This is a genomic window from Photorhabdus hindustanensis (assembly GCF_002968995.1).
Taxonomy (GTDB): Bacteria; Pseudomonadota; Gammaproteobacteria; order Enterobacterales; family Enterobacteriaceae; genus Photorhabdus; species Photorhabdus akhurstii.
This window is the reverse complement of sequence record NZ_PUWT01000057.1, coordinates 1-21,034: the sequence shown is the minus strand read 5'-3', so window position 1 is coordinate 21,034 and position 21,034 is coordinate 1. Positions and strand designations below refer to the sequence as shown.

Annotated in this window: 18 protein-coding genes and 1 pseudogene; 12 read left to right on the top strand and 7 right to left on the bottom strand. The window is 40.8% G+C overall.

The window, feature by feature from the left end; all coding sequences use genetic code 11:
- The first annotated feature begins 226 nt into the window (after positions 1-226).
- The 5 genes from rpmH (at position 227) to mnmE (ending at position 4,061) form a co-directional block, all read left to right on the top strand.
- Positions 227-367 carry a 50S ribosomal protein L34 gene (rpmH, locus tag C6H66_RS19460; RefSeq protein WP_000831330.1) on the top strand — a complete coding sequence of 47 codons (141 nt, stop codon included), beginning with the start codon at positions 227-229 and terminating at the stop codon, positions 365-367.
- A 16-nt stretch (positions 368-383) separates the two neighbouring features.
- Positions 384-743: a ribonuclease P protein component gene (gene rnpA / locus C6H66_RS19455; protein WP_071647078.1), complete on the top strand. Its 360-nt coding sequence runs from the start codon at positions 384-386 to the stop codon at positions 741-743.
- Entirely contained in the window at positions 707-967 is a 261-nt protein-coding gene (yidD, locus tag C6H66_RS19450; protein ID WP_072165170.1) for a membrane protein insertion efficiency factor YidD, read from the top strand. Before rnpA ends, yidD begins: the two co-directional genes overlap by 37 nt.
- A 2-nt stretch (positions 968-969) precedes the next feature.
- Positions 970-2,610: a membrane protein insertase YidC gene (gene yidC / locus C6H66_RS19445; RefSeq protein WP_040149829.1), complete on the top strand. Its 1,641-nt coding sequence runs from the start codon at positions 970-972 to the stop codon at positions 2,608-2,610.
- An 86-nt stretch (positions 2,611-2,696) separates the two neighbouring features.
- Positions 2,697-4,061, top strand: a complete 1,365-nt coding sequence (gene mnmE / locus C6H66_RS19440; RefSeq protein WP_105396447.1) for a tRNA uridine-5-carboxymethylaminomethyl(34) synthesis GTPase MnmE — start codon at positions 2,697-2,699, stop codon at positions 4,059-4,061.
- Positions 4,062-4,303: 242 nt separating this feature from the next.
- On the opposite strand, the gene C6H66_RS19435 is transcribed toward mnmE, so the two are convergent.
- The 3 genes from C6H66_RS19435 to C6H66_RS19425 all read right to left on the bottom strand — a co-directional run bounded on the left by C6H66_RS19435 (position 4,304) and on the right by C6H66_RS19425 (position 8,515).
- Positions 4,304-5,524 carry an RNA-binding domain-containing protein gene (locus tag C6H66_RS19435; protein ID WP_105396445.1) on the bottom strand — a complete coding sequence of 407 codons (1,221 nt, stop codon included), beginning with the start codon at positions 5,522-5,524 and terminating at the stop codon, positions 4,304-4,306.
- A 26-nt stretch (positions 5,525-5,550) separates the two neighbouring features.
- Positions 5,551-8,208 carry a TrlF family AAA-like ATPase gene (locus tag C6H66_RS19430; protein ID WP_105396444.1) on the bottom strand — a complete coding sequence of 886 codons (2,658 nt, stop codon included), beginning with the start codon at positions 8,206-8,208 and terminating at the stop codon, positions 5,551-5,553.
- Positions 8,209-8,275: 67 nt separating this feature from the next.
- Positions 8,276-8,515, bottom strand: a complete 240-nt coding sequence (locus tag C6H66_RS19425) for an HTH-like domain-containing protein (protein ID WP_036811456.1) — start codon at positions 8,513-8,515, stop codon at positions 8,276-8,278.
- A 556-nt stretch (positions 8,516-9,071) separates the two neighbouring features.
- On the opposite strand from C6H66_RS19425, the gene C6H66_RS27495 reads away from it, so the two are divergent.
- From C6H66_RS27495 to C6H66_RS26965, 4 genes are all read left to right on the top strand, one after another.
- Positions 9,072-9,215: a hypothetical protein gene (locus tag C6H66_RS27495; RefSeq protein WP_321192238.1), complete on the top strand. Its 144-nt coding sequence runs from the start codon at positions 9,072-9,074 to the stop codon at positions 9,213-9,215.
- Positions 9,216-9,254: 39 nt separating this feature from the next.
- A complete protein-coding gene (locus tag C6H66_RS19415; RefSeq protein ID WP_339417693.1) occupies positions 9,255-9,950 on the top strand; it encodes a hypothetical protein in 696 nt (231 codons plus the stop codon).
- On the top strand, positions 9,943-10,341 hold the full coding sequence (locus C6H66_RS19410; protein WP_248000738.1) for a DUF1240 domain-containing protein: 399 nt from the start codon (positions 9,943-9,945) through the stop codon (positions 10,339-10,341). Before C6H66_RS19415 ends, C6H66_RS19410 begins: the two co-directional genes overlap by 8 nt.
- Before the next feature lie 384 nt (positions 10,342-10,725).
- Complete coding sequence (locus C6H66_RS26965) at positions 10,726-10,800, top strand: hypothetical protein (RefSeq protein WP_248000739.1); 75 nt, start codon at positions 10,726-10,728, stop codon at positions 10,798-10,800.
- Positions 10,801-10,931: 131 nt separating this feature from the next.
- Here the strand turns inward: C6H66_RS26965 and C6H66_RS19400 are convergent, their stop codons facing one another.
- The 4 genes from C6H66_RS19400 to fdhE form a co-directional block, all read right to left on the bottom strand.
- Entirely contained in the window at positions 10,932-12,581 is a 1,650-nt protein-coding gene (locus C6H66_RS19400) for an LTA synthase family protein (protein ID WP_105396443.1), read from the bottom strand.
- 108 nt (positions 12,582-12,689) lie between these two features.
- The gene (selB, locus tag C6H66_RS19395; protein WP_105396442.1) at positions 12,690-14,549 is read right to left on the bottom strand and encodes a selenocysteine-specific translation elongation factor; all 1,860 of its coding nucleotides are present in this window, start codon (positions 14,547-14,549) and stop codon (positions 12,690-12,692) included.
- A gap of 51 nt (positions 14,550-14,600) precedes the next feature.
- Positions 14,601-15,992, bottom strand: coding sequence for an L-seryl-tRNA(Sec) selenium transferase (gene selA / locus C6H66_RS19390; RefSeq protein ID WP_105396441.1), 1,392 nt, complete (start codon positions 15,990-15,992; stop codon positions 14,601-14,603).
- Between the two features lie 21 nt (positions 15,993-16,013).
- On the bottom strand, positions 16,014-16,943 hold the full coding sequence (gene fdhE, locus C6H66_RS19385) for a formate dehydrogenase accessory protein FdhE (RefSeq protein ID WP_105396440.1): 930 nt from the start codon (positions 16,941-16,943) through the stop codon (positions 16,014-16,016).
- A 525-nt stretch (positions 16,944-17,468) separates the two neighbouring features.
- Between fdhE and C6H66_RS19375 the strand changes: the two genes are divergently transcribed.
- From C6H66_RS19375 to C6H66_RS19365, 3 genes and pseudogenes are all read left to right on the top strand, one after another.
- Positions 17,469-18,422, top strand: a complete 954-nt coding sequence (locus C6H66_RS19375; RefSeq protein WP_105396438.1) for a methyltransferase — start codon at positions 17,469-17,471, stop codon at positions 18,420-18,422.
- Positions 18,423-18,904: 482 nt separating this feature from the next.
- Positions 18,905-19,858, top strand: a complete 954-nt coding sequence (locus C6H66_RS19370) for a methyltransferase (RefSeq protein ID WP_046395902.1) — start codon at positions 18,905-18,907, stop codon at positions 19,856-19,858.
- A 463-nt stretch (positions 19,859-20,321) separates the two neighbouring features.
- Positions 20,322-21,034, top strand: a pseudogene (locus C6H66_RS19365) (IS30 family transposase); the annotation flags it as partial.

The following is a 21,034-nucleotide window of genomic DNA, read 5'->3' as shown; positions in this document are numbered from 1 at the left end:
TTAGTGAAGGGTTCTGGTGTACGCATGGGCAGAGTGTTGGTAAACATCCAACTCAGTAGAAAAGCCGGCACTTTGTGTTATGTAAATTGACTCAGAGCTGTACATTTTATTACAATCCCGCTTCTTTTATATTGATGTTGCGATTGAGGCATCGGTGTCTATATGCTCACTGGCTGCCAACGCGTTTACTGAATCAGTAATAATCTTAAGTTAGGTAGAAATCGCTATGAAACGCACTTTCCAACCATCCGTACTGAAGCGTAACCGTTCTCACGGCTTCCGCGCTCGTATGGCTACCAAAAATGGTCGTCAGGTTCTGGCTCGCCGTCGTGCAAAAGGCCGTGCTCGTCTGACCGTTTCTAAGTAATAAAGCTAACCATCTAGTGGTTACGCTCGCTTTTCCGAGGGAGTTACGCTTGTTAACTCCCAAGCATTTCACTTATGTTTTCCAGCAACCTCAACGGGCAAGTTCGCCAGAGATTACTATCCTTGGCCGCCTTAACGAGCTGGGGCATCCCCGCATCGGTCTTACTATAGCCAAGAAAAATGTTAAACGTGCCCATGAGCGTAACCGGATTAAGCGGTTGGCCCGTGAAAGCTTCCGTTTAAACCAACATCAGTTGCCTCCTATGGATTTTGTGGTATTGGTTAAGAAAGGCGTTGCTGAGCTTGATAACCGTGCGTTAACGGAAGCTTTGGGTAAATTATGGCGTCGTCACTGTCGCTTGGCTCGCGCTTCCTGATCGGATTAATCCGAGGATATCAGTTGGTCATAAGCCCGCTGTTGGGACCCCGTTGTCGCTTTAATCCTACATGCTCTCAATATGGCATTGAGGCATTATGCCGATTTGGGGTGATAAAAGGCTGTTGGTTAACGGTGAAACGCATATTAAAATGCCACCCTTTACATGAAGGTGGTGATGATCCTGTCCCACCCGTAAAAAACAACGATAACAGAGAACACTAACGATGGATTCGCAACGTAATCTTCTTCTCATCGCTTTGCTGTTCGTTTCTTTCTTGGTCTGGCAAGCATGGGAAGCAGATAAAAATCCGCAGCCAACAACAGTACAGGCCACGCAACAAACGGATATGCCGAGCAGTGAGAATCAGGCTGTACCAGGCAGTGGAAAAGGTAAACTTATCACAGTTAAAACTGATGTGCTCTCTTTGACCATCAATACTCGTGGCGGTGATATCGAAGAGGCTGACCTGTTAGCCTATCCTGATACCCTAGGTTCAAATCAACCATTCAAGTTGTTGGAAACAACATCTGCTTTCACTTATCAAGCGCAAAGTGGATTAACGGGGAAAGATGGCCCAGATAATCCGCTGAATAGTGAACGCCCGCTGTATACCGCAGCACAGGATAGCTATGTATTGGCTGATGGGCAGGATGAATTGCGTATTCCGATGAATTTCGTCACTAAAGATGGCATTGTTTATGTTAAAACATTTGTCCTGAAACGTGGTGAATACGCGATTAGTGTGGATTACCATATTAATAACACGACGGAAAAACCGTTACAGATGACCTTCTTTGGTCAGTTGAAACAGAGTGTTGAACTGCCAAAGCATCGTGATACAGGCAGCAGTAACTTCGCACTGCATACTTACCGTGGCGCTGCTTATTCTTCAGACGATACCAAATATAAAAAATATAGCTTTAGCGATATTGAAGGTGAATCTTTATCCGTGACCACCAAAGGTGGCTGGATTGCCATGTTGCAGCAATATTTTGCTACTGCTTGGGTTCCGGCGGCTAATGAAACCACTACCTTCTACACTGCCGCATTAGGTAAAGAGATGGCTGCGATCGGCTATAAGAGTGCGCCAATCTCTGTTGCGGCTAATAGTGAGAAAACGATCTCCTCTACATTGTGGGTTGGCCCGGAAATTCAAGATGAGATGGCCGCTGTAGCACCTCATCTGGATCTGTCGGTAGACTATGGTTGGTTGTGGTTTATCTCTCAGCCATTATTTAAGCTGTTGAAGTTCCTGCATGGTTTTATTGGTAACTGGGGCTTCTCCATCATCGTTATCACCTTTATTGTGCGTGGTATCATGTACCCGCTGACCAAAGCACAATACACGTCAATGGCGAAAATGCGTCTGTTACAGCCTAAATTGGCGGCTATGCGTGAGCGTATTGGTGATGATAAACAGCGTATGAGCCAGGAAATGATGGCGTTATATAAAGCAGAGAAAGTAAACCCACTGGGTGGTTGTTTGCCTCTGTTGATCCAGATGCCAATCTTCCTTGCTTTATATTACATGTTGATGGGTTCTGTTGAATTGCGCCATGCGCCATTCGCGGGTTGGATTAATGACTTGTCTGCGCAAGATCCTTATTACATTCTGCCGTTGCTGATGGGTGTAACCATGTTCATCATCCAGAAAATGTCTCCGACGACAATTACTGATCCGATGCAACAGAAGATTATGACTTATATGCCGGTCATATTTACCATATTCTTCCTGTGGTTCCCATCAGGTCTGGTTCTGTACTATATCGTCAGTAACTTGGTGACAATTATCCAGCAGCAATTAATTTATCGTGGGCTGGAAAAACGTGGTCTGCATAGTCGCGAGAAAAAGCCAGCGAAATAAAACATAGCTTCAGCCAGAATGAATATATGCTAGCCGTTGTAACAGAAAAGGCGGTCATTGACCGCCTTAACTATTTGGGTGAAAAAATGAATACCACGGATACGATTGTTGCTCAGGCTACCCCGCCAGGACGAGGAGGGGTTGGCATTTTGCGTGTTTCCGGCCCGAAAGCCGCACAGGTAGCTGAGGTGGTATTAGGTAAATTACCCAAACCCCGTTATGCAGATTATCTGCCATTTAGTGATGTGGATGGCCGGGTACTTGATCAGGGGATTGCTATTTACTTTCCGGGGCCTAACTCCTTTACCGGAGAAGATGTATTGGAGCTTCAAGGTCATGGTGGGCCGGTTATTCTCGATTTGCTACTTAAACGCATTCTAACGCTGCCAGGTGTGAGAATTGCTAACCCAGGTGAGTTTTCTGAACGCGCTTTTCTTAATGACAAACTGGATTTAGCTCAGGCGGAAGCCATTGCTGATCTGATCGATGCCAGTTCGGAGCAAGCAGCCCGTTCAGCGATGAATTCCTTACAGGGCGCTTTTTCGACTCAAGTTCACCAGATGGTGGAAGCGCTTACTCACTTACGAATCTATGTAGAAGCGGCTATTGATTTTCCAGATGAAGAGATTGATTTCCTTTCTGATGGGAAAATCGAGGCCAAGTTGGATGACGTAATGGCTGAGCTTGAGCGTGTACGTTCTCAGGCTCGTCAGGGCAGCCTTTTACGTGAAGGGATGAAAGTTGTTATCGCCGGTCGCCCTAATGCGGGGAAATCCAGCCTGCTTAATGCATTAGCAGGCCGTGAAGCGGCGATTGTGACGGATATTGCAGGTACAACTCGTGATGTGCTGCGTGAACATATCCATATTGACGGTATGCCGTTGCATATCATTGATACAGCGGGTTTGCGTGAAGCCAGTGACGAAGTTGAACGAATTGGTATTGAGCGTGCCTGGCAGGAAATTGAGCAGGCTGATCGTGTACTGTTTATGGTAGATAGCACGACAACGAGTGCGGTTGAACCTGTGGAAATCTGGCCTGAATTTATGGCTCGTCTGCCTAAATCGCTCCCTATCACAGTCGTTCGTAATAAGACAGATATGACCGATGAAGAGACAAGTATTGCAGAAGTAAGTGGTTACTCGCTGGTTAGACTTTCTGCCCGTAGCGGTGAAGGTATCGATTTATTGCGCGATCATCTAAAAGAAACGATGGGTTTTAGCAGTAATACCGAAGGTGGTTTCTTGGCTCGTCGTCGTCATTTACAAGCATTAAATACCGCAGCGGAACATTTACAACAGGGACATGAACAATTGGTGGTTGCCCGTTCGGGTGAATTGCTGGCAGAAGAGCTGCGTCTGGCGCAGCAGGCGTTGAGCGAGATAACGGGTGAATTTACCTCCGATGATCTACTAGGAAGGATTTTTTCGAGTTTTTGTATTGGGAAGTGAGTGGTCATTTTTAAAGTGTAACGCTTCAAAAACTATTGTAACATATCAAGCATAACGCACTGTTATATATAAACTTTTACATATATAACAGTGCTTTCTTTTTTTACTTCGTTTTGATCCGCTTTACAAAAATTCCATCGCGCATTGCAAAGTCATTTTCCGATTGCCTTTAAAAAAATGGTGTTGTTTTAAAAGCGCCAAATACAGTGCGTTATACTCTGTTCCAACAGCCACAACATCTATTACCGGAACAAGATTGTTTTTAAATGATCGTCTGTCAAATCAAACTCAGGATCTTTACCTGTTAACGCTTTCGTTAGTGGCATAATTTTGGTCCTCACACCCATTCCTCTGTAATCGACATAGCCATAATCACGTAATACTTCCATAACAATGGTATTTCTGGGTGAACGCTGTCCTGCTTTCATTTTTTCTACCGTCATGGAGTTTGGTAACGAACCTGGGCTAATGATTTCAAGCCGGTCGGAATAACTAGAGACCTCAATTTCAACAAAACGTGTCCAATCGCGGTGCGCCAGCGCATTGACCAATGCTTCTCTAACGGCCTCAAGTGGATAAAACCACCGTGTCTCTCGCCTTAACTCTTCATTCACCTGATCAGACTCTTGAGAAATAAAGGGACTCATAGCCTCGATAAATCTCTCAATAACGCCGCCATCGACTAGCCGTTTATCACCATTTTCAAGATCCCAGCGTCCGACCATTGGGCCATCAATGATGTCATCCAATGCAGCTTGGTATTCCTTATCTTCACCATGAAATATCATGACCCGTAAACCTGCTTGTTTGAGATAGCGTCTCGGGCTTTTACCAAATAACACCAAGCCAGCTATTGTGCAGCAAACATTGCCTGCGGCTTCGGTTAAAAAACCCAGTCCAAGTAGCCTTGTTTGCCATTCATCAGGCGTTTTAGGTACATCGGGATCTCGTAAGATGTCCTTTACGTAATTGGTTAGGCGGGCGTCATCCAAACAACTCATATCTGTACGAGGCACAGGCATTACTTCGGTATGCAGCATTTCACCCAATTCAAACAATCGCATTTGTTGCTCTCTAGTTGCTAGCCTCAATGTTGTCCCAACACGAATATAGATTTCCTCTTTTCCGCTATGGCGAACGACGTAGGGCTTCGAAATGCCGATGGGAAAGCTAATGACAGCAACCAGTTTGCCATCATCCAATTGCACCTCTTCGTAAAACGGCAGCATCATCGGATGAATTTTGCCCTGAAAGACATTCATAACCCACTCTTCAAGATCATGCCTTTGCACGCCACTAATAGTGCCGTCATCTTCCACACCCAGCAGTATTCGTCCTCCTTGAAAGTTGGTCATGGCAACAACTTCTTTGGCTAATTGCTCAGGGCGTATATCATCTCGCTTAAACTCCACACCTGAGTTTTCGCTATTGGCAATAATTTCCAACAATTCTGTTTTTAACATCGTTCTCTCCCAAGGAAGTAAAGCATTCAGTTAAAGCCGTACTTTTCACGGCGTTGATTAAACGCACTCTTACCACCTTCCAATATATCTGCCGCTAGTTTTTGCACTTCTGGCATATCGATCGCACCCTGTTGTTCTGGCAGGATCAACCCTTTGTTATCTTCCACACTCAGCACACCAATCCATTCCGCGTCACCAAATACCGGAATATTGGCGTTGTGGGTTGCGAACAAGAACTGCCGGCTTAGTTTGGCTCTGCGCAGCTCAGCAACTATACGTTCAGCAATAAAGGCGTTATCAAGGTTATCCTCTGGCTGATCAAGGATAAGCGGATCTTGGTTGTCCAATAGCAACAGGTGCAAAATCGCCGTACATTGTTGGCCGGTCGATAGTTCCCCAATTGGGCGGAAAACGGCCTCGCGTTCACCGTGAGTGATATTCAGCTCAATCGCCATTGTATCGGGAAGCATCAACTCTTCTAGCTCAAGCAGTTTATACTCAGGCAAACGGCTTAACGCTCGCACAACGGAATTAGATATACCGAAATTAATAGTTAATTCAGCCTCACCTCGGCGAATAGTGGCAGCAAGATTAGCTGGTGTGAACTCACCCTCTAAAACCCACGCTAGCCTTTTCTGCTCAACACCTTCCAAATTGCAATTACTCAAGAAATTCACTAATTCTTGGCGGTTACCTTCAGAATTCAGACTAAGGCGTACCTTCTGATCCAACTTGCGATTGAGCCGTTTAACCGACTTCTGCATGGCGCTAGTATGTGCACTGGTCTGCTGATCTAACTCAAGTAATAGTTTCTTCCGCTGACTATAGAGCTCGTTGAGTTGGGTTTGTCGGTTTTGCAAGGCAGTTTCTTTTGGGCGAATCTGTTCAATTTGTTTTAGTAAGGTTTGATATTCAGTACCAATCTGCCGACCCGTTTTACCCTGACTTGTAGGTATGTCTTTAAACGCATTTTCAAGTTGTTGTTCTTCCGCTTGTAACCTTTCCGACAGTTGTTGTTGTAGAGGAAGTAAATTACTCGAGGCTTTACTGGAAAGCTCCTTAACTTGGATTAAACATTGAGTTAAAGAGCTCTTTAACATTTCCAAAACTTGACGCTTTTGTTTTAAAAGATCTGAGTGTGGCAATCCTTCTAAGCTGGCATCGCTTAAAAAAACCGTATCTGGCAAACTGTCTTTTAAGATGTTGATAGCTTCTTTTATTCGAGTAATTTCTTCATTAACTCTCCCACTCAGTTGTTTTTCCTTTTCCAGCTTTGGAATCACTTTCAAATTTTCATCGATACCCAACGCTTGGAATTGTTTAGCCTGATCCAATAATTTGGGTAAGCGTTCAACTTCTGCTTCAACATCTGCTTTTTGGCTAAGCGCACGAATAATGGTTTCACGATTATCCTTAAGGCTCACTAGCACTTTGGCTATGGCCTTATCAAACTGTTCGTGCTCACCTTCCAAGAATCGTTTAATAAGTAGGTTTCGGCTTTGCTCATCCCGAGTCATTTCATAAATTTCATTCTGACCGTACAGCTCAACGCCAGGCAGTAAATCTTTGGGGTGATAAGGTGAAATTCTGCCGTTTTCATTCACCACTGGCTGGTTTCCATATTTGCGGCTCACCGTAAATACGCGGCCATGCATGGTTGCAGAGCGAATACTTACTTCAACTATACCTTTTTCGATACCTAAGTTATTTTTTACAATAGCGTCATGCTGAGCTTTTGATGCTTTACCAAAAGGTTCTAAATCAAAAGCATAGCGAATACACTCCAGCAGGGTTGATTTGCCCGTACCTCTACCACCAATCACCGCGTTTAAGTGAGCCGATAATTCAATATCCATACCATCAAGGTAGCCACCGACAAAACGAATACGTTCGATAGCTGACGCATAGTTTTCTGGTTTGTCTGAATTTAGCCGCACTCTGGAGCCAGCATCTAAAAAAGCTTGCTTGAAAGAAGTGAAGCAGGGCTTGGTCATTTTAATTAAACAAGAAGCGCCATCAGCTTTAATCTCTTCAGGCTTTGCCACATCAGCGGCATTGATGGCAGCCATTTCCCGTTCGCGGCGATAGTCATCATTCTTATTCAGGAAAACTTTACGATAAAAGTCGCTCTCTACGCCCTTTAAGTCCTCAATTGAACCTGGGATCTGAGCAGCCAACAGCTCTTTATGTTGCCAAACATGATTCATCCGCCGCTTTAACACGCCATCATCATTGGTACAGTGGGCCGCGAAAATGAAACCACCTTTACCGTTTATGTAATTAATAATATCCGTGGCAGATTTCTGCACTGGGGCTTCCGGCTGGTTTATATCCACACCCAATGCTCCCAAATGCATTTTTATCAGATCAGCCGAAGCTGATTCATCAAACAGGCAAACGAAGTGGACTTTCTCACTGGAGGCAACTTCAAAGCCGGGGAACACCACGATTCCATGTTGTGCAAAGAGATCTCTGATCTTTTCAAAACCATTCACCGATCCATGATCAGCTAGGCCAATGACTTTAATTCTCATCTCTAGCGAAGCATTTAATAATTGCTGGTTATAGTCATCTTCAGAAAGAGTCGGTTGCTGCCCCCGATGTTTTATGTAGTCTGAAGAATTTACCTGCAATGCACACTTGAAAAAACGTGCTTTAGTGTACTTATTGGTCTGGATAGTCATCTTATACTCCACTTATACAGGCATATTCATCGTTCAGGTCTTGGCAATTTACATCGACAAAATTGTCTTAAAGCAAATCCGTGTTAAGTCCTGCGGTTTTCAAACGCTGCGTCAAATTGCGCATTTTACTGAACTCGGTACCAAAACTTTGGCTAAGCCCAACACCTTCACAAAAATCTTTAGCTGTAATGTTCTTCAACTCATCGGCATACTTAATCATTTGTAGATGTAGCTCAGCCGTGTACTGATTGCGTGGCGCATTTGCTAAAACCTGCTTGATCCTTTCGTAAATATCTTGTTCGTTTATCATAACCTTTACCATTGAACATCTAGCTAATTTAGCTAAATTATATAATTTATATGCGTACCGCAAGGAAACTGTAGTTGCGTTGGTAAACGTTCTAGGCTATTTGCAAATAGATGGGGGATGGTTTTTTATTGATAGCAAGCTATGAGATAATGCTACCATTTAGTTACAAAATCAAAATTCACATAACAAATTGTTTTAATTATATTTTTTACATTCTGTATTGGCAAGTGAATGGGTAAAAGGCAGAAGTGGAACTTTTTTACCGGTTATAACAGGTAAAATTACATTTACCGGCTATAGCGTGTAACAATGAGGTTAACTGTTCAAATTGGTTGACCTCAATATGAAAGTGGCTAACTCGAAACAACTCAGCGCATATTTAAAAGATATCAGGCTTAATCTTATCGAACAGATTAAAACAGAGTGTCAATCCTCAACAGGGAAATTTGATCCAGCTCCCAATAATTCAGAAAAATTAAAGAAAAAATAGCTAAGTCCGATAAAATATGAAATAAAACTTCAATAAACTATATAATATAGATGGAGTTATAAAATGAAGTATGATCCACGGTTAAAAACATTTGTTGATAATGATTACAGATTAGAAGAACATCTTAATTTTAAAAAACAAATAGAAGATCAAAAATATAACCGTATGTTATTGGAATTGGAGCATCAATTTAAACTAAACCAATAATTTATTGCTTTATTGACAAAAGATGAAGCCATAGATTATATGAAAACACTAGATCATAATTTCTATAATTCATGGAAAAATAATATTAAAACTATCTACTCATATACTGATCCAGCTTCATCATTTGCTGGTAATATCTATGATTCTTTTGGGGTGGCAAGAATAATAAATGATTTAAGAAGTTTCGGTGTTAAGGCAACGGAATATGCTGGGAAAGATGGTAAAAAATATATAAAATTAACAGGCTACCCTGGTGTAAGAGACTATTTAAATGCCACAAGATATCTTGCTGATAATCCACGTATAGTATCTTTTGGAGTAGGTACTCTAGGCATTCATGATGGGATTGTTAAAGGTGCTAGATTCGGTATAGTATTCTCAGCTGCATATAGAGCCGTTGAGTTAATACTTAAAGATGATTATGGATTAGCTGATTTGTTTGTTAACTTAACAATAGATGGTGCAAAACTAGCTGTATCAACAGGTGTTGCTTTGGGCGTTAATTCACTAATAGCAGCGCCACTCTTAACTATAGGGTGGAGTCTTTTGGCTGTAACTATTGGAGTTTTTGCTCTTGGGGTTGGAGTTTCGCTTGCTTTATATTTGTTGGATGATTATTTTAAAATTAGTGAAAGCATAATTAAAAATATAAAAAATAGAAAAAGAAATGTTTTTGTGGGAACACCTACGGCAGATCAATTTTTTAATATGTGGGGTAGATATAGCCGTGGATAATATAAATAAAATAAAAATATACGTAGGCTCGCTATTTGTTTTTTTTATGACAGTATTATTTGTATTTTTCTCATTAAATGATTATATAGGTTTTTTTAGGCGTGATAGCGTTATTACATTCTCATGGAAGAGTGCGGGGTTTATTTGGTTTACTCCTTTACTTATTCATATTGCTTATGCTTTGTTAAGGATTGCTAAAAATAGAACAAAAAATCTCAATGGTAAAATTGGGGATTATATTTCATGTGTATCAATAATAGGATTTATTCTTACTTTATTTGTATCTTTTTATGTTGATGATGAGTTAAAGTTGGAGGGGTATGTAACATGTAGTAAATCATCATGGATGGCTCCAAATAAGTATGTTAAGGATATTTCTCTTTGTCACTAAGCATATATTTTTATATGCTTAGTGTTTTATTTTTATTTAATAATTTCTATCTTCCCATATGCTATAAGCAGATGTGCCGGCTGTTATATGATTCCGTGAATTTAATAAAACTCTTTCATATATTGTACTCTGACATGTAGCAGAATAGCTCACAATAAATAGAGAAAATTCACAATGAAAAAGTAAATAAAAAAATTACAGAAAAAACTCAATACGTTAGGGCTGATTGAAAACTATATCTTTTTGAAAAAACCTATAAAGCACAAGCCGATTGTGGATGAATGGGAACGTATCCAGTATATAGTCTGTTCATTGAGCTGAAAGGCAGCAAACCAGAGTACAGTGATCAGGAAACTTCCAAACGCCAGAAGAAACAATCTTACGTTGTCTGCGCTATGTGAGTATAACAGGCCAGTCAAATGTATCTATGCGCTTGAGTACGTGGATAACAGACATTGAGACAGGTTTGTGCAACAGGCATTGAACCGACTGTACCCGTCTGATAGCTAATTATCTACTGCAACTCGGCACTTGGAGTCATTTACAGTGCCATATAAATATGGCACCTACTCACATTATGATTTTATAACTTACTTTTTACCTGCAACATCTAATTGCTGATAAATATAGTGTTTATAACTTTCCACTAGCGCCTTATCCTGACAATCATCCAACGCTCCCCGGCAGAGATGACGCATTGTCATATTCGCTCGATAAAAAGGTGAAGCATCTAGTTTAGCTCTCTCCATAATCATGCCCCCAAGGAATGAAATATCCGTCAGTTCATCAGTCTGAATAGATTCTCCCTGTTGCAAGTTATCCCGCATAGTAAATTGGGTGATATGACCCGGATTTGAAAATACGCCATTGTACTGGTTTAGGCTGATATTGGGTTGATGATCACCGAAATAGAGGAACATGGTTGGCTTTTCCCGTTTAGCAACAAACTCACTGAAATCTTTAATTGCTGGATCAGAAGCTTTGATTTTCTCCATATAGTGACTGAATTTACCCACTGCCTGTGAATTTTTCACATGTCCGGTAAGCCCGTAATCATCAGAATGATCTTCATCATATGGGCCATGTTCATACATGGTCAGTGAGAAAATAAAGAGCGGCTTATCCGTTTCCTGTGCCAAAATTTCTTTCACATAACCCAACATCTCTTGCGTAGAGATAGTCCACAGATTTTTATCAAGACTGGCGGGATATCCCAATTCCTGTGGCTGAATAATGCGATCAACGCCGAGAGTTTGATAAGCATGACCAGAATGATAAGAAGATTTATTAAATGGCGTCAAAACAACCGTGTAATAACCATTCTGTTTCATTTCACGGAATAAGCTGTATTTTAGATGATCAACAATAAAATAAAAAACCGCATTCTTACGTGAGCCAAAATCGTCTGTATTTAAACCGGTCAGAGCGGAGAATTCAGATAACCAGGTACCACCACCGAAAGTTTGCACCCGCATTGGGCTTTGTGCGCTGACACCAGAATCCTGCTGGAACATATAAAGATCGGGTAAACGGGTATCATCAGGCAACTGATAGATATGTGGAGTGACGGTGGATTCCTGTAATAACATCACCACGTCAGGTTTAATCGCTGACTGCGGCACAGGCAGCACGACACTTTTAGCCTGTTGCAGAAAATAATCGGCTGATTGCCCAAATTGAGGCGCATGATATTTGGCATCTTTAGCCGACATCACCATATTAGTGACTGTACCACGTCCTTTTGGTAGTGAAGATTCCCACTGCTCTCTAAATGCATTGGCAGTAGCGCTCACTTCCCATGTACAGAACGCCGCCAGAACCAAGCCGACAGTACGCCATTTGAAGCCACGAAGGGGAGAGGATTTTTTCCAGCTCAGCATCATGTTAAAAATCAACCAGATAAACATAGCGACAACGCCCAAACCAGCGAGCCAATAGTGGTGTAATGTTTCCTGATTGGCAGGATCAAACATCAAGTTCAGATCGGAGAACATCAACTGTTCTTTGTAGTAATGAACTTTTATCTGATTGAGGAACTTAAAGATAATAAACAGTGTTCCGGTAAAGGCCGTAGAAAACAGTAACCGGGCAGATACAAAAAACACCAGGCCAAATATCACACCAAACACGCCGACAGCGATCAGTGCCGGGTAAATGTCTTCACTTTTTTCAAAAACCAGTATTAAAGTTGCAATGAACAATAATCCCAGATAAACACCTGATATTATTTTCTTTTTCATATTGTATTCAATCCAGTTAATAGATGGTTCACGGTTGGCAAAATAACACAGATCAGTTCAAGACGGTGATTTTGCTGAAATCATCTATATTTTAAATTAAACAAATCATCAGAATAGCCCATTATCTCTGAGAATATGTGACTCAGCCTGACGACGAGTAAAACCACTGCGATCAAAAAATTCCAATATCTGAATAGCCAGTTTACGACCGATACCGAGTTGATCGCGAAAATCCGCAGCGGTAATTGCACCACAATCTTGATTAAATTGGCGAATCAATTCCGCGAACTGCTGAATTCGTTGGCTGCAATAATAACGATCAGGAACAATCGCGATAATATGCCCCAATTGCGCTGATTTTTTCAATAAATTGCGAACTGTTGCTTCTTCTTCTTTTAAATCAGCAGCCAGATCACGTACCCACCACGGATCATCTGTGAAATAGGGGACTATTCGTTGCCACAATTTTGCCTGTTCATCACTAAAAGACAAACTGTGCTCAGGAAGATATAACCAACCTCGTAATTGCTTTAGCTGTCCATCACTGAGCAATGCATCTATCAGAGTATAAACCAGTGCTTCATCCAGCGTTGGCATCGCCATCCGTTTCAGACGTGCCCTTCCCAAACCCAATTGGTCAACATGTTGCCGGTGATATTCGGCCAAAACTTGTAGTAACTTCTGCTTTGTTAACCTGGCATTGTTCTGTGACAACATCATCCCATTGGCAATAATCACATCCTTATCAACGATTAGCTGGTGGAGAGTTGCTTCTGTTAACTGACGCGCCCAAGAAAAGCGGTCGAGAGAAAGTGCGCCTCGGGGCAAATGGAGCGCTAAATTAGCCGCATGATCTGATGTTTTGGCAAGCTGAGTGAGCCAATGCAAAAATTCTGGCTGGCGTTTACCACGGCGGGGAGAATTTAGGTTTATCACCCGCGCGCCAGCCAGTGTTTTTCTGGCGCTGATATCTCGCAGTATTAGCCGATCATTCTCAACCAACCACAATGGGCTATCAAGTACCAATTCAGCCAGCAGAGGCTTATCAGAAAGCTGATTTAGTAATGAAATCCGCCCCGTTATATGGCTGGCAGCATGATGAATATGAAGTGGTTGCCAGTTTCGCAAAGGTTCATCAGTTTCTACTTCCACCAATACCTTTTCTACATGCTCAAAGGGTTTGTGGGAAAATAGCCAATCACCACGGGAAACCTGTTCTTTACTAACATCACCAGTAATATTCAGTGCAATACGTTGCCCGGCCTGAGCCGTATCGGTTTGTTGATTCTGAGCATGCAAGCCACGTACTCTGACTTGTTGATCCCGGCCGGTCAGCCAGAGGATATCTCCCACACTGACCCGACCAGACAATGCTGTTCCCGTTACTACCAGACCCGCTCCTTTTACACTGAAAGCGCGATCTATCGCCAGACGAAAACGTTGATGTAATTTTTCATGCTGCTTATTTTGCTGATGTAACTGCAACAGATGCTGCCTCAAAGGAACAATACTTTCTTCATCTATCGCGGTTGTTACAAACAGAGGCGGGGCACCCCAACCCTGAATTGCCAGCTCATATTCAATTTGCTGACGGACTTCAACTATTCGGTGTGATTCCACGCGATCGGCTTTAGTGAGCGCAACGGTTATGGACGGACAGCCAATCAAACGCAGAATAGCTAAATGTTCTCTTGTTTGAGCCATTACCCCGTCGTCACAGGCAACCGCCAATAAAACATGATCGATACCCCCGATCCCTGCCAACATATTGGCGAGAAATTTTTCATGTCCGGGCACATCGATAAAACCAACCGCAGAGCTATCCGGTTGCGGCCAATAGGCATAACCCAAATCGATGGTCATCCCGCGCTTTTTCTCCTCCGGCAAATGGGCTGTATTAACGCCGGTAATCGTTTGAATAAGTGTGGTTTTTCCATGATCAACATGGCCCGCGGCGGCAAAAATCATAATAGTTTCAAAGAATTATTGTATTTCGGTAAGTTGTTGTATTTTAGAAAATTACAGCAATAGTGCCTGCAATAGCGCTTTTTCATCTTCGAGACAGCGTAAATCCAGCCATAAACGCCCGCCAGAAATCCGGCCAAGAACGGGTTTGGTTAACCCACGCCAGCGCCGGGCCAACCGTTCCAACGAGTTCCCCTGACCATCAATAGCGGCGAAAGTTAAAGACCAACTTGGCAGACGATCAACCGGCAATGAGCCGCTGCCAATCTGTGAATAACATGGCTCATCACGAACAATAAACTGATCACCGTAACGCGTTTGAAGCTGAGGTAGTAACCGTTGTGCCATATCATGCACTTGTTGCTGTGAACGGGTTAACAAACGTAACGTTGGCAACTGCTGGCAAAGCTGTTCGGGGCGCTGATATAACCGCAGTGTGGCTTCCAAAGCGGCCAGCGTCATCTTATCTGCCCGCAATGCACGTTTCAGTGGATGACGCTGAATTGCTTCTATCCAGCGCTTTTTACCGAGAATAATGCCGGCTTGTGGTCCTCCCAGTAATTTATCACCAGAGAAAGTGACCAGATCGATGCCTTGATTCAGATAATCTTGGGGCATAGGTTCGGCTGGCAATCCATATTGCGCCATATTGATCATGGAACCACTGCCCAGATCAATTGCCGTAGGGATTTGCGAGGCTATTCCCAGAGCGGACAATTCATGGCCGGATACTTCTGCGGTAAAACCTTCAATATTGTAGTTACTGGTATGCACTTTCATGAGGAGAGCGGTCTCTTCATTAATCGCTTGTTGGTAATCTTTCAGGTGAGTGCGGTTCGTGGTGCCGACTTCAACTAGTCGGCATCCTGCTTGAACCATGACATCAGGAATACGGAATGCGCCGCCAATTTCCACTAGTTCGCCACGAGAAACCACAACTTGCTTACCGGATGCCACGGTTGCCAATAATAACAGCACAGCCGCTGCATTATTATTAACGATACAGGCATCTTCCGCCCCGGTTAATTCACGCAGTAAATCCGCCAAAGCGTGGTCTCGGTGTCCACGCCCAGCGTCATTGAGGGAATATTCCAATGTTACGGGTGAACGCATCACTTGTGTCACCGCCTCAATAGCCGATTCTGCCATTAATGCTCGGCCAAGATTGGTATGAATCACCGTACCACTGAGATTGAACACTGGCTTTAAAGCCAAAGTTTGTTTCTGTTCCAGTTGCTGACCGAGAGCCAGGACCCAGTTATCACACCAATCAGGCAGTGCCTGATACTGCTTGATATAGATTCTGGCCTGTTCCTGCATCCCTCTTAATGTTGCCGTTACCAGCGTCTGTCCATATTGTTCCACGAATGGGGTGATTTGTGGCTCACGCAATAGACGATCAATGGCGGGGAGCTGGCTGTACAACGGGCACGGTTTATATGTCATGGCAATTCCGTCAACTCACTGTTACTCATTTGGGAACAAAAACGGGTTGATACTACTGCGGGCAAAACCTTCCTCTTCCATTTTGGCGTCGAGGATCAGTGAAGCTAAATCATCACCAACCGCCTCAACTTTTGGATCTTTCTCCTGATAGAGAATTTTCAAATAACTACCACAATCACCGCAACTTTCCGCTTTCACTGCGGCGTGCTCACTATCTAGCGACCAATAATTAAGATCGCGTGTCTGTTCGCAGTTACTACACTTTACTCGTACCACATGCCATTCACTTTCACACAAACTACAATGTAGATAACGCAGTCCGTTGGTTGTGCCAATCTGAACAACACTTGAGACCGGCATACTGCTGCAAACTGGGCAGAACTGACGATGTTCACCATATTCCGCCTTCGCTTTTCCTGGGATTTGATTTGCCATTTGTGCCCAATAGAGGGAGAGTGCCGCCCAGATAAAAAGTGCTTTTTCAGGGCTGACTTTACTGAATTCATTTTTCAACAAAGCATCGGCCATCTGTTCCAGCTCCTGTTCCGACGCCTTTGCTAGATTATCCAGAGCGGCATGAACATGTTCCGACGCATCCGGCAGTAATTCTGCTATCAGAGAGTGAAGCAATTTCTGCCAGTGTTTAGTGCGTTGGAAGGTTTTGCAATCCAGAGGCGGCTTATCTTCAATAACAGATTTTTCTAAGATATCTGCTATCTCCATTTTCAATGGATTATCATGTAACGCTTTTTGCTGAGCTTGGGCAACTTGTGCTGAAAAGTTAAGATAATCAATGAACGGGCTCTTTTCTGCCAGTTGCTGCAAGCGTTCTGTCCGGCGCTGATAAAGGTTTCTCAGATTAGCAAAAAGCAATGGCGGGATATAATCTGCTGCTTTTTCATTGCTACGATCTTTGCTTAGTTGTTCTTTAGGAACGATGCGAATACTCATTAAGTTCTATCTTCCTGCTATCTGCTTTGGGGCTTTCAGGTTAATAATAATCTTAAGCTTGTTCTTAGCGCTCAGCATAGATCAAAAGAGGTTTCTGGGCTACAGAGATAATGCTGGAAATGATGTGGTCAGTAATAACCAATATATTCATGAAATGGTTGCGATTTTTTATAACCATTCACTCTTTGTGTGAATTTTTTTCTGAAAGAAAAATATTGTTAAAAAATTTCTTTCAATTTAATGTTAAAAATCCCTAAAAAGAGTTAATTGTGATTTTTAACATTTCTTTCTATTATATTTAATATGGCCTAATGATTAATTGACTCATGCCTAAAAACATATAATTAAAGTGAATAATTAATTGTAAAAAGAGAATTAATTATTCATTACCTCACAAGGAAAAGATAGCAAAGTTAATAATTACATTTTGGTTTAAATGCGTTTCAAATGTATATAGTTAGTCATAGTGGTACTATCTATATTCTATATAATAACCTCATTTAAAAATACAGAAAGGGTAATTCCATGCTAATTAATCTCATTACGTCATATAGAAAAACAGCCGCAATCTACACTTTTGTTGAGGCGGGTTTATCTATTCACTTTAAAAATGGAACCTATGTAGATATTAACAAACTTGCCGATCAATATGGTATTGATTATTCTAGACTTAATCGATTATGTGATTTCTTAACTGAAATAGGTGTATTGGTTAGCGGCAACGATGGGGTTGCACTTTCTGAAGAATGCAGTGCACTTGCTGATCCTGATAGTTTGGAATTCTTAACAATAAAATATGAAATCAATCCAGGGCATTGGGATGCTTGGTTAATGTACCCAAAATCCTTACTGGAAAACAATGGTAAATCGGCATTTGAGATGGTGCATGGAAAACCATTCTTTGAGCTTTGGGATAGTGATAAAGAACTAAAATCAAATTTCGACGCTTTAATGTCAAAATATACAAACAGAATAATTGAAGAACTGCTTGTTATTTATGATTTTAATAAATATAACAGAATATTGGATCTAGGGGGCGGAGACGGAGAGCTTTTGATCAGAGTCAGTGAAAAATTCAAAGGAAAAGATTATGCTGTATTGGACAGATATAATGAAATTCCTATTTATGAGGGTATCGATTTCATAAATGGCGATTTTTTTGAGCCAATTCCGTCAGATTATGATTTATATATTTTAAAGAATGTCCTCCATAATTGGCCTGATAATGAAGCAATATCTCTTTTAAATAATTGCCGAAAGGTGATGGATGATAATGCAAACCTTCTGATAATAACCTTAATGAAAAAAACAAAATCCCCAATGGTTAAATCTGTCGATTTATTAATGGATGTTCTATATTTAGGGAAAGAGCGCTATTTAAGTGAATTCGAATATCTGGCTAATCAGGCGGGACTCGTCATTCGATATTCTAAAGATATAGATGGAATATTTTCACTTATCGAATTAGGGGTAAAATAAATTATAGAGATTCATAATTATTTCCAAAGGTGATTATATTTATATTCCACCGTTAGGGAATATATATGTGGCATCAATATATTTGATGCCAATTTTTATTTTATGCTAATGAAGTATATATGTAGTAAAATAAAAAGAAAAATTACTCTCTGGCAATAAAAACGGTTAATAATTATATTAAATAATCCTATTTGATTTTCGAAATTTATAGGAAGAGTTAATTGTGATCTTTGTCATTTCTTTTTGTCTAATTTAATATAGTCTGATAGCTAACAATTTTGCCTTAAAAATGCGTTATTAAAGTAAGTGGAACAATGGGAAAATAAGGAAAGTGAAATCTTTATTATCTCACCAAGAAAAGGTAACAAAGCTAATAATTACATATTAGTTGTCGGAATACCTAATTAATCATCATGGTATTTCATGCATTTTAGGTAAAATACTTCATCTATTTATAAGATAAAGACATAAAGGATAACTCAATGCTAGCCGAACTTATTGCTTCATATAGAAAATCAGCTGCAATCTACGCTTTTATTGATACAGGTTTATCTATTCACTTTAAAAATGGAGCTTATGTAGATATAGACGAGCTTTCCCGTCAATGTGGTATTGATTATTCCCGACTTGATCGATTATGTGATTTCTTAATTGAAATTGGAATATTGGTTAACCACGGCGATAAAGTCACTCTTTCTGAAGAATGCAGTGCACTTGCCGATCCTGAGAGTATGGAGTCATTAATTGTAAAATGGGAACTAAGCCCTGATTGCTGGAATGCTTGGTCAATGTATTCGAAATCTTTACTTGAAAGTGATGGAAAACCCGCATTTGAAATAATGCATGGAAAATCATTCTTTGAACATTTGGTTAGTGATAAATCACTCAAATCAAAATTTGATTCTTCAATGTCAAAGACCTCAGATAAAATCATTGGGAAGCTACTTGATATTTATGATTTTAGTCAATATGACAGAATATTAGATGTTGGAGGGGGAGAGGGAAATCTTCTGTTGAAAATCAGTGAGAAAGTAAAAGGAAAACATTACGCTGTATTAGATAGATATCATGAAATTCCTGTTTTGGAAAATATAGACTTTATAAATGGAGACTTTTTTAAATTAATTCCATCAGGTTATGATTTATATATTTTAAAGAATATTCTCCATGATTGGCCCGATGATAAAGCAGTATTAATTTTGGAAAACTGCCGTAAGGCAATGGATAGTGGTGCAAAGATTTTGTTGATAGGTTATATGAAAAAACCACAATATAAGGCGGTGATATATTTAGATATGTTAATGGATGCACTATTTTCAGGAAAAGAGCGTAATTTAACGGAATTCGAACGTTTGGCTAACCAGGCAGGATTGGTTATTCAAGATGTTAAGGATGTTGATGAGTGGTTTTCAATTATCCAATTGGGAATAAAATAACGAAAAGATAATTATATGGATATTTACCCGCTGAAAAAATATGTAACAAACATGGCATAAAAATATTTGATGTCATGTTTGTTTATACTAATGAAATATATAATATTTAAAACGGAGAAGGAATTTATTCTCTGGGGATGAGAATTATTTAAATAGCAAGAATAAACATATTAAATCATTCTGTTTTATTTTTAAAACCCCTTAAACGAGTTAATTGTAATCTTAATTGTTTTTTTCTATTATAAGGAGAGTGATATATTTATTATATCACGAAAAAAAATAGTAAAGTTAATGATTACATTTTGGTTATCAGAATACCTAATTAATCATCATGGTATTTCCTGAGTTCTAGATAAAACATATAAAATAAATATGAAGGGCGGATTCGACTAATAAGCGCAATTTTTCAGAAAGGCGGTCAGTTGCTATAGTAGGCATCTTTCCCGCCACAGGAGAATGCGCTATGGCCTATACACAACTGACCGAGACAGAAAGATATCAGATTTCCAGTTTAAAAACAGCGGGTTTTTCACAGCTTTTCACAGCTTTTCATTGCTGAGTCACTGAAGCGAAGTCCATCGACCATCAGCAGAGAATTGAAGAGAAATCAAGAAGTTCAAACCTATTGCCCTGAACAGGCTCATTTGAAGGGATTGGCTCGTCGTCATTTTGCTAAAAAAGCCGTAAAAATAACGCCGGAAGTCAAAAAATGGATAAAACGGTTAATTTGGCAAGATTTAAGTCCTGAACAGGTGGTTGATTATTTGAAGCGGCATAAAGGGATATTTTTGCATCATGAGACGATTTATAGGCTGATTTATCAAGATAAAATAGAGGGGGGTGATTTATGGCAACATCTGCGAATTGCCAGAAAACCCTATCGTAAACGCTATGGCTGCTATGAAAAAAGAGGCAAAATTAAAAATCGGGCCAGTATTGATGAGCGCCCGGAATTCGTTGATAAAAAAGAACGTATTGGCGACTGGGAAGGTGATACGATAATAGGGAAAGATAAAAAAAAGTGTCTTATTAACCCTGGTTGACCGCAAAACGTTGTATACCATAATTGTTAAACTTGATAGCAAGCGGGCATTAGAAGTCGCAAAAGCGGTAGTGAAAGTATTATACCCGTTAAAACAAAGGGTTAAGACCATCACATTCGATAACGGTTTGGAG

Coding starts and splice junctions, on each gene's coding strand:
- selB (WP_105396442.1), bottom strand. CDS start 14,549: ATGATTTTTGCCGCCGCGGGCCATGTTGATCATGGAAAAACCACACTT.
- C6H66_RS19430 (WP_105396444.1), bottom strand. CDS start 8,208: ATGACTATCCAGACCAATAAGTACACTAAAGCACGTTTTTTCAAGTGT.
- selA (WP_105396441.1), bottom strand. CDS start 15,992: ATGACATATAAACCGTGCCCGTTGTACAGCCAGCTCCCCGCCATTGAT.
- C6H66_RS19435 (WP_105396445.1), bottom strand. CDS start 5,524: ATGTTAAAAACAGAATTGTTGGAAATTATTGCCAATAGCGAAAACTCA.
- mnmE (WP_105396447.1), top strand. CDS start 2,697: ATGAATACCACGGATACGATTGTTGCTCAGGCTACCCCGCCAGGACGA.
- yidD (WP_072165170.1), top strand. CDS start 707: ATGGCGTCGTCACTGTCGCTTGGCTCGCGCTTCCTGATCGGATTAATC.
- yidC (WP_040149829.1), top strand. CDS start 970: ATGGATTCGCAACGTAATCTTCTTCTCATCGCTTTGCTGTTCGTTTCT.
- C6H66_RS19375 (WP_105396438.1), top strand. CDS start 17,469: ATGCTAATTAATCTCATTACGTCATATAGAAAAACAGCCGCAATCTAC.
- C6H66_RS19370 (WP_046395902.1), top strand. CDS start 18,905: ATGCTAGCCGAACTTATTGCTTCATATAGAAAATCAGCTGCAATCTAC.
- rpmH (WP_000831330.1), top strand. CDS start 227: ATGAAACGCACTTTCCAACCATCCGTACTGAAGCGTAACCGTTCTCAC.
- fdhE (WP_105396440.1), bottom strand. CDS start 16,943: ATGAGTATTCGCATCGTTCCTAAAGAACAACTAAGCAAAGATCGTAGC.
- C6H66_RS19400 (WP_105396443.1), bottom strand. CDS start 12,581: ATGAAAAAGAAAATAATATCAGGTGTTTATCTGGGATTATTGTTCATT.
- C6H66_RS19415 (WP_339417693.1), top strand. CDS start 9,255: ATGAAAACACTAGATCATAATTTCTATAATTCATGGAAAAATAATATT.
- C6H66_RS27495 (WP_321192238.1), top strand. CDS start 9,072: ATGAAGTATGATCCACGGTTAAAAACATTTGTTGATAATGATTACAGA.